This is a genomic window from Paenibacillus sp. HGH0039, assembly GCF_000411255.1.
In the GTDB taxonomy this organism is placed as follows: Bacteria; Bacillota; Bacilli; order Paenibacillales; family NBRC-103111; genus Paenibacillus_F.
The window spans coordinates 1,648,025-1,663,039 of the sequence record NZ_KE150412.1; the positions used below are offsets into that span (position 1 = coordinate 1,648,025).

Consider the following 15,015-nt stretch of genomic DNA (forward strand, 5'->3'; position numbering starts at 1 on the left):
CACGAAAGGAGTGCGTGCCCTATGGCGTCGCAGGCGACAGTCAATGCCGGCACAGCACGACCCTCAGCAGGAATCCCTACGTCGAAACCGACGGTCTATAAGGTACTCCTTGCCATCAGTCTCGTGCATCTGTTCAATGACTCGATTCAGTCGGTTATCCCGGCTATCTATCCGATTTTAAAAGACAGCATGACGCTTTCGTACGCCCAGATCGGATGGATCTCGTTCTACTTCAATCTGACCGCTTCCATCATGCAGCCGGTCATCGGCATGTATACCGACCGGAAGCCCAAACCCTACATGCTGCCGCTCGGCATGGCCTCCACCTTCCTCGGCATGCTCCTGCTCGCGTTCGCGCCTTCGTACGCGTTCGTGCTGCTGGCCGTATCGCTGGTGGGCTTGGGATCGGCGGCCTTCCATCCGCAGGGCTCGAAGGTCGCCCACCTGGCCGCAGGCTCCCGCAAGGGACTCGCCCAGTCGATCTTCCAGGTCGGCGGCAACGCGGGTCAATCGCTGGCTCCGCTGCTGACGAAATGGATCTTCATCCCGCTGGGCCAGTTCGGCTCGATCTGGTTCACCCTCGTGGCGGGCGCCGCCATGCTCGTGCAAACCTTTATCGCCCGCTGGTATAAGGGTGTGATCGAGGCCGGAGCCGTGACGGCGAAGAAGACCGTGCAGCGCGCGATGGACCCCACCAAGCGGAATAAGATCGCCACCGCGATCGTCGTGCTGGTGTTCCTGGTCTTTATCCGCTCGTGGTACTCGGCGGCCATGACGAGCTATTACGCTTTCTATTTGCGCGATGTCGTCGGCACGACCATCGACCAGGCGCAAATCTATATTTTCCTGTTCCTGGCCGCAGGAGCGCTCGGAACGTTCTTCGGCGGACCTCTCGCCGACCGGTTCGGACAGAGAACCGTCATCTTCGTCTCGATGTGCGGCGCGGCTCCGCTGGCCGCCCTCATCCCCTACGTCGGTCTGGGATGGGCAACCGTGCTGCTCGTGCTGACCGGATTCATCGTGTTCTCCAGCTTCTCCGTCACCGTCGTGTATGCGCAGACGCTGATTCCGGGGAAAGTCGGCATGGTATCCGGCCTGATTACAGGCTTCGCGTTCGGCATGGGCGGGATAGGAGCGCTCGTTCTGGGTAACCTGATCGACGCGCACGGAATCAGCCTCATCATGAAGCTGTCCAGCCTTCTGCCGATTCTCGGCATCTTGACGCTCTTTCTTCCGTCAGACCGCAAGCTGCGTGAATGGTCCGCAGAAGTATAAGCATAAACCAAACCGGTATTCCCCGCGGGGAATACCGGTTTTTTTAGGTCTTGTCCGTAACTGTTTTATGAGCGGTCATTTCTCAGCCGACGTTTCACCCTTCAACCCGTCCATTCGTTTAAAGCCAAGATCACGAAAGCCGCCAGCGTCAAAAGATAATAAGCTCCTATCGCAATGGCTGCGACAGTTCCCGCTATTTTGGCTATACGCAGCAGCACCTTTTTCATTCTCTACCTCCTTCAACAGGCTGCAGTGACAGCCTCGATTAAGGTTGATCCACCGAAAATTCCCACGGACCTCTTACCTGCGAATTAAGGGATGACACTTTCAACTCGTACTCCTTCTGGCCGGGCTGAACCGACAGAAGCATCCATTCCATCCTGTCGGTTTGCTCGTTACGGTGCCAGACCGCGCCGCCATTTAACAGACTGGGGGGAAATTCGTACAAGGTCTCGGCCGCCTGCTCATCCCCATGAAGCTCGAACCAGATGCGGATACTGTCTTCCCCGGCTTCGCCATCTCCGTCAATTTTCGCTCCCTTGAGGATTCTCTCCACCCGGCTTACCTTGACCGGAAAGCCGAACAGGTCGAACGTCCGGTTAACTTCCACATTGCCCCTCTCGGGAACAGGGAGACGGATGACAGCCGGCTGGTCATAGCTTCTCGTCAGAACAAGCGCAGGAATGACCAGCTTGGCTCCCCCCTCCGACTCCTTGCCTCGCTCCCAGTAAATTTCACTCGGATTAGGGAACGTCTCGTCCTGCGTGAAGGGAATTTCTTCACCCGTGCCGGGATTAAAGAACTTAGCGGACGGAACTTCCTTATAAAAAGAATTAAACCCGTACGAATTGATTTTCACTTCACCCGGCAGTTGAGGAAGAATCGTCAGTTTCATCTTCCTATCATCCACCGCTGCACTCACGGCGGTCAACCGGATCCCGCTATGTTCGGCCGTAGGACCGAGATCCGTCACTTGCTCCACTTCCCGGGGAGCGACAAGCTTCAAGGGGAGTTCCCTCCCCTCCGCAATCAGGGTCGTATTGCCGGTAACCTCGATCCGGCCTTCGTAGCTGTAAAACCCGGTCCATCCTCCTTCCGCCCCCGTCATCGTAGCCCGGCGGAAAACGTACTTCTCTCCCAGGCCATTCCTCAGGGTCACCTCCGAGGCCCGGGGCAAGCCGGTGCCGACCAGCGTAACGGTCGAGTTTTTCTCACCGATGGACAATCCTCTGATTTCAAGCTGCCCTTTTCCGATTTTATGAGTAGTCGGCAGAGGCTGCACGTACTCCACCCGCTGCTCCGTTTTCTCCGAATCGGCAACTCCGGCAAAGCCAGGCAGGTATTGAAGCACACGCCGCATTTGGGCGGCCACTTCCGGCTGAGCGCCCGCAAGCACCCCGCCGGTGAGCAGCAAAGCCGCTAACGCGGCCAGGAGAGCATATCTGCGCAGGAGCTTCGGTCGACTTGTTCCCGTTCGCCTAACCGGAGAAACAGCCGGTGCAAGCTCACCGCCGGATGAGGGGCAATTCGCGGTCTTTGTCTTTGTGCCGGGGGATATCACGGCTATTTTCTCAAAAGTCCGCTGCTTAATTGCTGTCAGCCTGTCGGGGTCTTTCTCCAATGGAAATTCCGCTGTATCCAAGTCAGGGATGTGATTTTCCGCCAAGTCGGCCGTTATTTCATCCAGAAGCCCAAACCATTCCCGTTCTTCGCGTTTTTTCATGAGATCCCCTCCTTACGAACTGTTTTCATCTGCTCCTTGAGCTTTTTCCTGGCTCTGTACAACCGATTTTCAACCGCCTTGGCCGTCAACCCCATAGCAGCCGCAATCTCCTCCACAGACTCGTAATAGTAATATCGCCGATAGAAAATAATCCGGTCTTTGTCTTCCAGCCTGTCAATCAAGGCTAAAAATTCTTCCTGCATTTCCCGGTCAAGAACGATCTGCTCGGTATCCGTTTCGGCCGTGAGTTCCGTCTCCGCGAGCATTTTACCCAATCGGTTTTCCGGTCTCAAACGCCGGCGGTAATCCAGCGCTTTGTATTTGGCGAGAATAAGCAGCCAAGTTTTATAAGTCCCCCGTCGCGGCTCATATTCTGAGGTCCTGTTCCAGGCGGCGGCAAAAACATCGCTGACACATTCCTCGATATCCTCACGCGATACCGCTCCTTGAAGGATACGATGCACCAGACCGTATATATTCGAAGCGTATAAATCCATAAGCGCTTCCAGTGCGGCAGGATCCTGTTCGGACATCCCGCGTGCCAGCCACTCCTCCGACTTTCCCATATAGCGCCCCCCGTATGTCCCATCCCTAAATCCGCTTTATTCTGTCACTATGTACTACGTCCGTTCCCTTCACAATCACTCAAGCTGGTAGAAATATCGTCCAAACCGTCCCACATACACTAGAAAAAGCGGATATTTTTCAATACCGACCGGTGTTTGGTTCATAGGAATTGCGATCTTTTCATGCAATCAATCCCCGGTCACCGCCCTTATTTATTTTTTCATCCAAAGGAGGCCGCAGCATGGGCATCTACATCCCCGCAGAGCAGGGAATTAACCTTTATGTCGAGGATTTGAACCCCGGGGGCGGCGGCAAAACGATTCTGTTCATACACGGCTGGCCGCTTAACCACACGATATTCGAGTACCAGTTCGATCAGCTTCCCAAAGCCGGATACCGCTGTATCGGCGTCGATTTGAGAGGGTTCGGCAAATCCGACCGCCCTTGGGGAGGCTATTCCTACGACCGGATGGCGGACGATATCCGCCGTGTGATCGAGACGCTTAGGCTTGAAGGCATTATACTGGCCGGATTTTCCATGGGAGGAGCCGTTGCGATCCGGTATATGGCCAGACACGGCGGGTTTGGCGTTTCCAAGCTGGCTCTGTTCGCTCCGGCGGCTCCCCTATTTACCAAACGTCCGGACTTCCCCTACGGCAATTCAATCGAAGAGCTGAACCATCTCATAGAAGGAACCTATACCGACCGCCCTAAAATGCTCGAAGATCTCGGCGGCCGTTTTTTTGCCCGGTATGTGTCGGCCCCTCTTCAAAACTGGTTTCACGGGATCGCCCTGTCATCCTCCGGGCACGCGACCGCCATGGGAGCGGCTCTTTTGAGAGACGAGGATCTGCGTCCCGATCTGCCCAAAATCTCGGTGCCCACCGTGATTTTCCAGGGGGCGCAGGACCTGATCTGTCCCTATCCGCTAGCCCAGGCGACACAGGCGGGCATCAAGGGCTCGGAGCTCGTGCCGTTCGCGTACAGCGGACACGGCTTGTTTTACTGTGAAATGGGCAAATTCAACCGGGAGCTGATGCGGTTCGCCGGTTCCTAGTCATCCGGTTCGTTATTCGGTTCAGCCGACTCCCGGCGCAGGGTGAGAAGACATTTTTTTACCCGCTCGGCCCCGTGTTCCCATTGCCAAATATTGTTAACCTTGCTATACTTCATAGAAAACTTCGGACGGGGTGTCTATCGAATGAAAAGAAAACTTGGCTGCTATCATGCCCACTACTCCAATATCGAACATATCGAGAAAGCCCTCGGCTCTTATGACATCGAGCTGGTGCATTTCGTCGATCCCGGTCTGGACCGGATTAAGAACGACAGCGATTTTACGGAGGAACTGGCCCTGAACAAAATAAAATCCACACTCGACTGGTTAGCCAGCTGTCATGTGGATGCCATTTTGATTACCTGTACGTATTTTACGGCTCATCTGCCTGAAAATTTCTCCTGCCCGGTGCCGATTATTAAAATCGACGATCCTTTGTTTCATAAAATCCTGCAGCTGAACCGGCCTTCGGTTCTCGTTTTCACCAATCCTTCGACTGTCGAAGGCACGATGGAACAGCTCCATAAGTTTGCGGCCGCAGCCGGCCAGGAGATTCAGGTGGAGCCGGTCCTTCTTGAAAATACGTTCCAGCTCGTCATGCAGGGCAAGAAGAACGATTATATCGAAGCGGTTTCCAGAGGACTGTTCCATGCCATCGAAGACCATCCCCGCAAAACGGTGTTCGCGGCCCAGCTTTCCATGGTACCCGCCGCCCAGCGGGTCGGCAGGGAAAGCGACGCGTTCCTCGGCAACCACCTCGATGCCCTTCCGGGCTATCTGAAAGATATTCTCAGCCTTGAAGCCGTAGGGCGCTGAGGCGGGTATACAGCCCGCGGCAATACCTAGCGGTTCTCGTAGTAAGAACTCGGCCGGAATACGCCGCCGCTTTCCGCGTAGAAAGCCTCGCCCAGCTCGAACAACCCGCCGCGCGTGCGGGTCCAGCCCGCTCCCGCCGCCGGATGATAGCTTACGAGACGGTCCCAGCCGCGGTAATTTTGCCCCCCGTTGGACTCGATCAGGCCGTAAGCCATCCCCGGCAGAGGACGGAGGTGAGCGGCCAGCACGCGAGTCCACTCCACCAGCAGCGGATTGGCCGTAAGGTCGGCGCAGAAGCACGGTACTCCCCGCTCGGCGGCCAGAGCGGCCACTTTCAGGCTCAGGCTCATCGACTTCGCCGCCGGTTTAAGGGCAAGGGCTCCATAGCCGAGATCCATATAGTAGCGGGCATCGCTTTCGGACTGAATGCTCTCATCCCCGGCAATACGGGCCGGTACATCCTCGACGGAGATTTCACGCCCGTCCAGGAACGGCTCTTCCACCAGAATGACATGAGGCAGCGATCCGCTGCGGTCGGCATCCTCCAGCAGCCGCAGGAGGTCGTCTTTTGCCGCGTAACGGCCGTTCAGGTCGAGATAGTAAGACACCTCTGCCGGGGCCGGAGAGGTCTGCAAATAAGCTTGGGTAAGCTCATGAATATGCCGCAGGCGCCTGCTGTCCCAGTCGATCATATCGTCGCCGCCCGACCCCAGCTTGATTTTGAGCACGGTACAGCCCTGCTCCAGCAAGCCGGTAATTTCCCCGTCGTCCGTCCCGTACGCGATAGCAGGAACGGCTGCAACCGCTTCCGTCTTCTGCTCGCCTAGGCTGCGGTATTCGCCCGGCAGCAGATCCGAGAAGCGGTAAATCTCCCGCTCCCGCGCGTAGAGGACCCAGGCCGCGAAATCGACCGCCGCCAACGCGTTCAGAACATAAGTCGGCCGGACATCCGGATGCCCCTGACGGGCGAACCAGGACTGCGAAGGCCGCGCATACAATTCTTCGAACAGCTCCATCGGATGCCCGAAGGAGGCTCCCGACAGGGACTTTACGGTCTCCTCCGCAAATTTGTACATGAGCTCGTTAGCTCCCTGTTCCCCGAGAGACGCCATCAGATTCGCATCCGACCACAAGGGACTCTGGACGCCCACTCCCGTACCCTTGTGACCGCTTTCACTAGTTAGCGTAACAATCGGCTGCCACAGCTCCGTTAATTGACCTCCTTTAAATCCGAAAGGATGAAGCAGCGGTTCCCGGTCGGCTCGCAGGTTGCTTTCCGTAATTGTCAGCATGCGTTTTCTCGCCCTCTTTCTCCCCGTTCGCCGGGGCTTTCTTTGTCGGGCAGCTTAACTTCATACCCGCATAAGCACATTTCATTGTACCCATATCTTAGGAGTCACGGGCAGAGCCTGTCAATGAATCGGCCATTTATCGCAACTTTATAGACACGGAAGCCGTAAAATGGAAGGAAGGGAAAGGGGTGAAAACCATGCGTACAAGACCGATTTATTTGTTCTATGGAGGTATGTCCCTGCTAATGACGGTCATATACACCGTCCAATTTATCAGCGGGATGCCGGAAGTTTACAAGCAGCGGACCGGGCCTCTGGGAAACGCGGAGCACTTTGAGAACTTGTTTTCGAAAGGCTTGCCCTGCGCCGTTTTGGCTCTGGTCATGACGTTTTTTTATCTGATTCTATATTTGGCCGACAGGCCGAAAAAAGAGCCGGATCAAGAGCCCGGATAAGGCTCGATTCGGCTTTTCCCTCCTATATCGGAATCGGAACTCCTCGGAACGCAGTCCCTGCTTCCGGCGATGTTTATCGCTTGCGGGAAGTCCGCCCGGTTAGCCGGACAAGACCTCCAAGGTCAGCAGCTGACCGGTTCTTTTCGTCACGGTAGCCTTCACCTGATTCCCCGGTTCCAGAAGCTCTTCGTTTTCCCCCGGCGGTATTTCCCTGGACGGCAGCTTGTAGCGCTTTACCTTGCCCTCCCGCGTCTTCAGCGACAGCCTGCCGTTGTTATAATCCGTTACCCGGCCTTCAAATTCAACGTGACGGGATTCGATCAGATCGAACAGGACATATCCGGCGGTAAAAAGCGCAAAAAGCAGGCCGAGAACCGTCAGCGGCTTAAGATAGGCGGACTGTTCCCAGCTTTGTATCATCAGCGTGGCAAACATAAAAGCGCTGAATACCGACCCGGCCAGCAGAGGCAGCAGCGGATTTCGTATTTCAATCGTCTTCATAAGCTTTCCTCCTCGGCAATGAGCGTTTCTTTTTACAAGCAAGCTTTATTCTCCATATTTCGTCCTCCGGCCTAAAGCGCCAATGTGTTCTCTTCTTCTACTCTAACGAATCTATCTTGGAAAATAAATACAAAATTACAAAATGTTTTGCGAGCTTGCTAAAAAAGCCCCCGCACCGGCTGGTACGAGGGCTTCTCAAAGCTAAGAACCGTTCATTGCATTAAACAAACTCACGTCATGCATAGGGTACCCCGATCGGGAGTTTACAGCTGAGCCGCCAGCTCCGTCACGAAACGCTCCAGCATAACGCGGTCGGTTTCGTCAAAACGGGCCAGGTTCGGACTGTCGATATCCAGGACGCCCAGCAGCTCGCCGTCTTTAACAAGCGGTACGACGATCTCCGAGCGGGAGGCCGCGTCGCAGGCAATATGCCCGGGAAACCGCTCCACATCCTCAACAACCAGCGTCTCGCGCTTCTGCGCAGCGGTACCGCATACTCCGCGTCCGAGCGGGATGCGCACGCAAGCCGGAAGCCCCTGGAAAGGTCCGAGCACCAGCTGCTCTCCTTCGAACAAGTAAAAACCGACCCAATTTATATCCCGGAGAAACTGGCCGAGCAGAGCCGAAGCGTTCGCCAGATTGGCAATCCGGCTTGTCTCCCCTTCAATCAGCGCCTTCAACTGGGCAATGACGAGGGTGTACTGCTCTTCACGGGTTCCTCCGTAAGTTTCCGTATGAAACATGTTATCGCCTGCTTTCCCAGTAAAACTGTAACCAGGAGTTTATTATAGCATACCCGCGCCGTCTGCGGACTGGGCGGCTTCGTCACTGCGGATATCCGCACTTTTCCGTCTGGCTACGCCGGTTTCGTAAGCGGCCGCAATCACGGCCTCGCGGACCTTCTTCACGACCTGCTTGTTGAACACGCTCGGTATAATGTAAAGCTCGTTGAGCTCTTCTTCCGACACGACGGACGCGATAGCTTTGGCGGCTGCCAGCTTCATTTGCTCGTTGACCCGCGTAGCGCGGCAGTCCAGAAGACCGCGGAACAGACCCGGGAAGCACAGGACGTTGTTGATCTGGTTCGGATAGTCGGAGCGGCCCGTCGCCATCACGCGCACGTAAGGCTCCGCTTCTTCCGGGGCGATTTCCGGTGTCGGATTCGCCATGGCGAATACGATCGGATCAGCCGCCATTTTCTTGACGTCCTCCACTTTAAGCACACCCGGTCCCGACAGACCGACAAAAATATCGGCTCCCTCGATCACGTCGGAGAGATGTCCCTTTTCCTCATTCGGATTCGTATTCTCCGCATACCACTGCCACGATTCGTACGGATACGATTCGCCGCGAACCAGAGCACCCTGACGGTCGACTCCAATTACGTTCTTAACGCCTGCCGCGAGCAGAATCTTGGTGCATGCGATACCGGCAGCTCCGATGCCGCAGACGATAACCTTGCAGTCTTCGAGCTTCTTGCCCGCAACCTTGACCGCATTCAGCATGCCGGCAAGCAGAACGACCGCCGTGCCGTGCTGGTCATCGTGGAAAACGGGAATATCCAGCTCTTCGATAAGCCGGTTCTCGATTTCAAAACAGCGCGGGGACGAAATATCTTCCAAGTTGATTCCGCCGAAAGCCGGAGAAATCGCTTTTACGATCGATATGATTTCTTCAGGGTCCTGTGTATTTAGGCAGATCGGGAAAGCATCTACACCGGCAAACTGCTTGAACAGCATCGCCTTACCTTCCATAACCGGCATGGCCGCTTCCGGACCGATATTGCCCAGCCCCAGAACTGCCGTACCATCCGATACAACGGCAACGGTGTTGCGTTTAATCGTCAATGAGAACGCTTTCGAAGGATCTTCATGAATGGCCATACAAACGTTTGCCACCCCGGGTGTGTACACACGGGACAAATCATCACGGTTCTTGATCGGTATTTTCGCCGTCGTTTCGATTTTACCGCCCAAGTGAAGCAGGAACGTCTGGTCAGACACGTTAATGACTTTTACGCCATCCAGCTCGTTTAGAGCCTTCACGATGGCATCCGTCTGATTCTGATCGCTGACTTTGACAGTAATGTCCCGGACGGTAACGGTTTTCGTTGAACGGTTGACGTCAATTGCCACGACATCGCCGCCGGCGTCGCCGATCGTAGTCGCGATCTGCCCGAAATTCGTGCGTTCTTTCATCATCTCAAGCCGCAAAATAATACTTGTACCTCCGGTAAATCCGGCCATATCCAATCACTCCTACGGTATTTCTAGTACGGAAAAGCCTCGGCGAGTCAAACCGGGCTCGTCCTTCATTCACATCATAGCACAAACCTTTTGGAGATTCCTGTATGCTTACAAAAAAGTTTCCCTCAGGACTTCCGTCATCACGGCGATGCCGCGGCCGATCTCCTCCCGGGACAGATGTCCGAAGCCGAAACATGCCGCGGGTCTTCCTCCGCAGCGGACATGCTGCCCGGCGTCCCGCCAGAAGACACCCCGCTCGGCGCATTCGGCGGCAAATCGCCTATACGCTTCCGCGCCGCCTTTCCACCAGCCGAAAATGTGGAGTCCCGCTTCGCTCGGCATCCATTCAAAAGCGGGATCCAGCGCGGTCAGCCCCGAACGCAGCAAGGCGGCTTTTTCCCCGTACACCCGCTGCATCCTGCGCAGATGACGCTCGTAGGCGCCGCTGTTCATAAAGGCCGCCAGGGCCCGCTGCTCCATCATTCCCGTCGTCAGAGGCTCGTAATGCTGCTTGGCGCGCCGGAAAGGTTCGACGAGAGACGGCGGCAGCACCGCATAGCCGAGGCGCAGGCCCGCGTACATCGTCCGCGAGAACGTGCCGACGAACAGGACGCGGCCTTCGCGGTCCAGCGCCTTAAGCGGCTCCAGGGGCCGGCCCGCGTAGCGGAACTCGGTGTCGTAATCGTCCTCGATGATGACGGCGCCGCGTTCCTTCGCCCAGCGGAGCAGCTCCTGCCTCCGCTTCAGCGGAAGAACCGCCCCGGTCGGAAACTGCCGTCCGGGGGTGACGAACAGCAGCCGCGCATTCCATGGCTGCGGGATGATGCCCTGCCCGTCGACGGGCGCATCGACGGGCACGCCGCCTGCGGCGGCCGCAGCGCGCACGGCGCCGCTGTAACCGGGCGACTCGACGACTACCTCGTCGCCCGGGCCTACCAGCAGCTGCATCGTCAGCGCGATCGCCTGCATCGACCCGTTCACGATTGCGACGCAATCGGGGTCCGCGTCGATGCTTCGCGAGCGCCGCAGATGCAGCGCGATAGCCGAGCGCAGCGAATAGTCGCCTTGAGGGTCGCGCAGCGGACTCTCAAGGAAGGCGGCGCTGCGCACCTGCTCGTGCAGGCAGCGGTTCCAGGCCTGCCTCGGGAAGGCCGAGCTGTCGGTGCCGGACAGCTCGAAGACGACGGAACCCGGACCCGCGGGTGTATGCGGGTCCGCGCTCCAGGAGGCCGCACTGCGGCTGCGCGTTTCGTCCGCCCGCCCGGGCGGACTTGCAAGGGCCGCGGTTCGCCGGGCAGTCCCTGCATCCGCAGCTTTCACTCCGCTCGCCTCTGCCGGCTCTACACCGCTCGCTTCGGCATAACCTGCGGGTACGCCGCCCGGCCTCCGCTCTGCTCCGCCGTACTCCTGCTCCCGGCTATCCTCCTTATTTCCTGCCGAGGCGCCGCTCCCTTCTTCTCGTCTGCGTGCGCCGCCGCCCCCCGGTTCCATCAAAAGGCGTCCCCATGCCGACAAAAGGAGGGGTTCATCCGAAGAGGAGCCGGTTCCCGCCGCCTGATCGCTGCGGTAGGCAACGAACGTTCCTTTTCCCGGTTTGCCTTCTATGTATCCTTCGGACATCAGCATCTCGTACACTTGCATAACGAGTCCCCGGGAGATTCCGTATACCTCCGCCAGCTCCCGGCTTGAAGGGAGTTTAGAGCCCGATTCCAGTCTTCCTTCTACTATACTTTCCCGCAGCGCTCGGTAGAGGGCGGTATTTTTATGGGGAAACAGTTGTGCATAGTGATTAAAAGGGATTAAAATCTTCACATAAACCTCCGCCGAATTCCGGTGAAAATAAAAAGCCGCCTGATCGTTTCTATCTTCTTACCATCTCACAGAGACGTGTTCAAAATCAACAGCGCTGCAGCCGGCTCCGGCCCCGTTCACCTGAGTCCCATTTCAGGCGGTCTCTACGAACTTTTATGAGGGGGGAAGCAAGCTTGAGGAACCTTCCTGATCCCCTATCAAGGAAGCTCTATAAGCCGTTTCACCTGTTCCGTTTAGGCATATTTGAAGCCGCCGCCCTGTTTAATGGGGCTGTTTCCGGCAGCGGAGCGAAGCACGGGTTCTTTGCCCGTCTCCACCCGCAGCTCCGGTAACAGGACAGACGCTTGTTATCTGCCTTCGGCGCACAGAAAGGAAAATGATATGATTTTGCCTGGTTTGCGTTTAACTATCCGGACCGCTCTCGACCGGTTTCGTACCCATTGGAAAAAAAGAGCCGTGCAGGCTCCGCGTTTGTTCGCCTTCTATTCGATTTTATCTTGGCTCGGTCTGGCCTTCTTATGCCTGTCCCTGCCTTTTATGAAAGACAGCCGCACTTTGCTGGTGCAGGCTTTGGCCTCTTTTTACGTACTCTGGCAATTGTGGATCGTCTGCCGTTCCAAAACCGTCGGCTGGTCCGCGTACACCGCTTTTTTTATCATCGGCACCTGGATCGTAGCTCCGCTCAATACGCTGTTCATTCAGCTGGTCTTCCTGCCGTTCGATCCGGCGGTTTACGCCGTCTGGAATGCGTCGCTCGTTTCTCCGCTGACGGAGGAACTGATGAAGCTGGCTCCCCTGCTCCTGTTTTTGTGGGGCTCGCGCAAAGCGACCTCGCTTAGTCTGGCCGACTTCGCCCTGATCGGCGGCGCTACCGGAGCCGGACTCCAGTTCCTGGAGGAATATTGGATGCGGCTGCATGCCAGTCTGGAGCCGGCCGGTTCCGCGGCGGTTTCGCCGGATAGCGCAATGAGCTGGAACCTGTTTCACTTCCTGCCGTCCCTTGAGCAGGGTCTCGCCTCGCCCTGGGCCGGGCACACGGCGGCCACCGCCCTCTGCGCCCTCGGCCTCGGAATCGCCATCCGCCTGCGCCGGGTCATCGGGAAAGCCGCTTACGCGCTGCCCGTCTTTCTGCTTGTCTGGGTCGCCGCGGATCACGCGGTGCATAACGGGACACAGGCGACCTGGCTGAACGGGTTCCATATGACGCTGGGCGGCGGCGCTTATACCAAGGTGTTGTTTATCGTTCTGCTGATCGGTGCGGTCGCATACGACTACGCCGACTTGAACCGCATGCGGAAGGGGCTGACATTGTTCCGCTCCGAAAACTTGATCGAACCGTTCCGCGAGCTCTACCGTTCTTTGAGCATGCTGCCGGAAGGCGCCAAACGCTACGTCAGCCTTCTCCGTTTCTACAGAATCCGGCGCCGCTTGGCCTTCACCCTGCTGTACGGCAAAAAAGACGCCAAACGCAGCCTCGGAAATCTCCAGGATGAAATGAAGACGCTGAACAAGGCGGCTGTCCCCGTCCTGCTTGCGGCGGGGTTCCTTCTGCTGAGCGCCGCCGGCTGGACCGGGGGGCTTGCAGCCGCCGCAGGATCAAGCCCTGGCGGCAACGCCTGCGTCTCCTGCCTGTACGCGCCCACCGCGGCCTGGTGGAGCGGGCAGAGTGCCGCCGCGAAAGGGGTGCTCCTGCTCGGCACCGCCTTTCTCTTCACTTCTTTCTTCCCGCTGTGGGGCGCGGTAAGCGATACGCTGGCGGGCGACTTCAAAGCCCGCCGCAAACACGCCGGGCGGCTTCAGCCCGGAGAGATTTTGCCGCTGCTCGGCGCGTTCACTCCGCGTATGGCGGCGGCCGCCGGCCTGCGGCGGCTTCTCGACCTCCTGGCGGGTCTTGAAGCCGGGAAGAAGCCTTCCGCGCCAAGCGAGCCCGCGGCTTCCTCCGGCGCGCAGGAACAGCCTTCTGCGGCCCAGTCCGCCGAAGCCCCGTCTGCCGCGGAAAGCGCGGCGGACGCCAGCTTCGGCGCTGACGATACGGCCGGTGCGGCTGGCGCGGCGAGTTCCGGAACCGTTCCGGAACGCAGACACCGTTTCACAACGGAGCGCACGCGGCAGACCGTCCACCAAGGGAAGCAGGCGTATTTGCCTGCCGGAACCCGCTACGGAGGCGGGTGGACGATCAGGGGGCTGCATAACTGGAACGGCTTTATAGACGCCGTCCGCCGGGACCGACTCACCGTGGTGAGAACCGAGGAACTGCCGGAGAACGGAATCCGCAGAGCCGTCATCAGACGGCAGGGAACGGACCCCCTTACCGGGGAAACGTTCACTTCCCTGACATACGGCAAAACGTTTTATCCCAAACACTACAACGATTCGGAGATCGATCGTTTAGGGGAAGATGCGCTGAACAAGGCTATTCTTCATAATCGGCTGCAATCGCAGAATGACCATCTCGGCCGCCTTCAAGCATACACATTTAGAGAAGAAGTGGTTGGGCCCGACGGAAAAATCATCGGAGTTCAGGGAAGAGTCCTCCCCGATACCGAAGGCAATTTGACGGAAATTATCGACCATTTTCCTTACAATCACCGCCAGACGGTGTCGTTCCGCCGGCTTTCTGCGGATCAGGACTAAATTTTACCGCATTGTCGTAAGCACACGGGCTCATGTACCGCCGCTAAGCAAAAAGGCGATATGCGGAACGTTCGGAAAGGAGGACAACCATGGAAGCCAACATAGAGCTGCTGCGGCATCTGGCCCAGATTCACCGCCCCGTCGATAGCGACGCCGATGATATCTGGCATTATATGATTTTGAATATGGAAGAAGACGCCCTGGATCCCCCGGCGCTTCAAGCCGTCGCCTCCGCCTTGGAGAGCGAAACGAATCAGGGAATCGGGTTCCGTGAAATCCAGTTCGAGCGCGTGCTTGAGCACCCCGAGCTTGTCGAAATGGAATACTATGAGACGAATCTGGTCTGTCCGCGGGAATCGCTGGCCGCTCATATCCGCAAAATCCTTTTGCTGTACGACGCGGGGATGGAAGCTTAACATACCGGACTTGATCGCGTACCTCTCTCTGTTTCTCCCTACTCTCTAGCTGCAAATTCGCTTGTTCTGTGCCCGGATTTCTTATTCCTTCGGCAATACACTCGACGTTTCTCTTGCGCTTTCCGCACGTTTTTCCGGAGCTTTATTACCGGTTCTTGCGGGTTCAAACGGCTTCCGGATACCGGGAGCCGTTTTTTTTAGGTAACGCAGTGACGCATTCC

General features: G+C 57.2%; 14 protein-coding genes. 6 read left to right on the forward strand and 8 right to left on the reverse strand.

Annotated elements, in window-relative coordinates:
- The first annotated feature begins 21 nt into the window (after nt 1-21).
- Nucleotides 22-1,275 (forward strand): MFS transporter, encoded by a 1,254-nt coding sequence (locus HMPREF1207_RS07160; RefSeq protein WP_009676412.1) that lies wholly within the window; start codon nt 22-24, stop codon nt 1,273-1,275.
- A 101-nt stretch (nt 1,276-1,376) separates the two neighbouring features.
- Here HMPREF1207_RS07160 and HMPREF1207_RS30550 read toward each other — a convergent pair whose 3' ends face one another.
- Genes HMPREF1207_RS30550 through HMPREF1207_RS07170 form a run of 3 tightly spaced genes read right to left on the reverse strand, consistent with a single transcriptional unit; the run spans nt 1,377 to nt 3,564 of the window.
- Nucleotides 1,377-1,502, reverse strand: coding sequence for a hypothetical protein (locus HMPREF1207_RS30550; protein WP_009676411.1), 126 nt, complete (start codon nt 1,500-1,502; stop codon nt 1,377-1,379).
- A gap of 38 nt (nt 1,503-1,540) precedes the next feature.
- Nucleotides 1,541-2,998, reverse strand: a complete 1,458-nt coding sequence (locus HMPREF1207_RS07165; RefSeq protein WP_009676415.1) for a hypothetical protein — start codon at nt 2,996-2,998, stop codon at nt 1,541-1,543.
- The gene (locus HMPREF1207_RS07170; RefSeq protein WP_009676414.1) at nt 2,995-3,564 is read right to left on the reverse strand and encodes a sigma-70 family RNA polymerase sigma factor; all 570 of its coding nucleotides are present in this window, start codon (nt 3,562-3,564) and stop codon (nt 2,995-2,997) included. Before HMPREF1207_RS07170 ends, HMPREF1207_RS07165 begins: the two co-directional genes overlap by 4 nt.
- Nucleotides 3,565-3,806: 242 nt before the next feature.
- On the opposite strand from HMPREF1207_RS07170, the gene HMPREF1207_RS07175 reads away from it, so the two are divergent.
- Complete coding sequence (locus HMPREF1207_RS07175) at nt 3,807-4,622, forward strand: alpha/beta fold hydrolase (RefSeq protein WP_009676394.1); 816 nt, start codon at nt 3,807-3,809, stop codon at nt 4,620-4,622.
- Between the two features lie 144 nt (nt 4,623-4,766).
- Entirely contained in the window at nt 4,767-5,438 is a 672-nt protein-coding gene (locus HMPREF1207_RS07180) for a hypothetical protein (protein WP_009676398.1), read from the forward strand.
- Between the two features lie 26 nt (nt 5,439-5,464).
- Here HMPREF1207_RS07180 and HMPREF1207_RS07185 read toward each other — a convergent pair whose 3' ends face one another.
- Complete coding sequence (locus tag HMPREF1207_RS07185) at nt 5,465-6,730, reverse strand: enolase C-terminal domain-like protein (RefSeq protein ID WP_009676409.1); 1,266 nt, start codon at nt 6,728-6,730, stop codon at nt 5,465-5,467.
- Between the two features lie 197 nt (nt 6,731-6,927).
- Between HMPREF1207_RS07185 and HMPREF1207_RS07190 the strand changes: the two genes are divergently transcribed.
- Entirely contained in the window at nt 6,928-7,185 is a 258-nt protein-coding gene (locus HMPREF1207_RS07190; RefSeq protein ID WP_231392022.1) for a hypothetical protein, read from the forward strand.
- Between the two features lie 99 nt (nt 7,186-7,284).
- On the opposite strand, the gene HMPREF1207_RS07195 is transcribed toward HMPREF1207_RS07190, so the two are convergent.
- The 4 genes from HMPREF1207_RS07195 to HMPREF1207_RS07210 form a co-directional block, all read right to left on the reverse strand.
- A complete protein-coding gene (locus tag HMPREF1207_RS07195) occupies nt 7,285-7,686 on the reverse strand; it encodes a hypothetical protein (RefSeq protein WP_009676402.1) in 402 nt (133 codons plus the stop codon).
- A 263-nt stretch (nt 7,687-7,949) separates the two neighbouring features.
- Complete coding sequence (locus tag HMPREF1207_RS07200; RefSeq protein WP_009676407.1) at nt 7,950-8,429, reverse strand: GAF domain-containing protein; 480 nt, start codon at nt 8,427-8,429, stop codon at nt 7,950-7,952.
- Nucleotides 8,430-8,471: 42 nt separating this feature from the next.
- Nucleotides 8,472-9,932 carry an NAD-dependent malic enzyme gene (locus HMPREF1207_RS07205; protein ID WP_009676410.1) on the reverse strand — a complete coding sequence of 487 codons (1,461 nt, stop codon included), beginning with the start codon at nt 9,930-9,932 and terminating at the stop codon, nt 8,472-8,474.
- Nucleotides 9,933-10,040: 108 nt separating this feature from the next.
- Nucleotides 10,041-11,744, reverse strand: coding sequence for an aminotransferase class I/II-fold pyridoxal phosphate-dependent enzyme (locus HMPREF1207_RS07210; RefSeq protein ID WP_009676408.1), 1,704 nt, complete (start codon nt 11,742-11,744; stop codon nt 10,041-10,043).
- A gap of 381 nt (nt 11,745-12,125) precedes the next feature.
- Here HMPREF1207_RS07210 and HMPREF1207_RS07215 point away from each other — a divergent pair, with 381 nt between their 5' ends.
- A complete protein-coding gene (locus tag HMPREF1207_RS07215) occupies nt 12,126-14,378 on the forward strand; it encodes a PrsW family glutamic-type intramembrane protease (RefSeq protein ID WP_009676405.1) in 2,253 nt (750 codons plus the stop codon).
- An 89-nt stretch (nt 14,379-14,467) separates the two neighbouring features.
- On the forward strand, nt 14,468-14,794 hold the full coding sequence (locus tag HMPREF1207_RS07220) for a hypothetical protein (RefSeq protein WP_009676401.1): 327 nt from the start codon (nt 14,468-14,470) through the stop codon (nt 14,792-14,794).
- Nucleotides 14,795-15,015 lie beyond the last annotated feature (221 nt).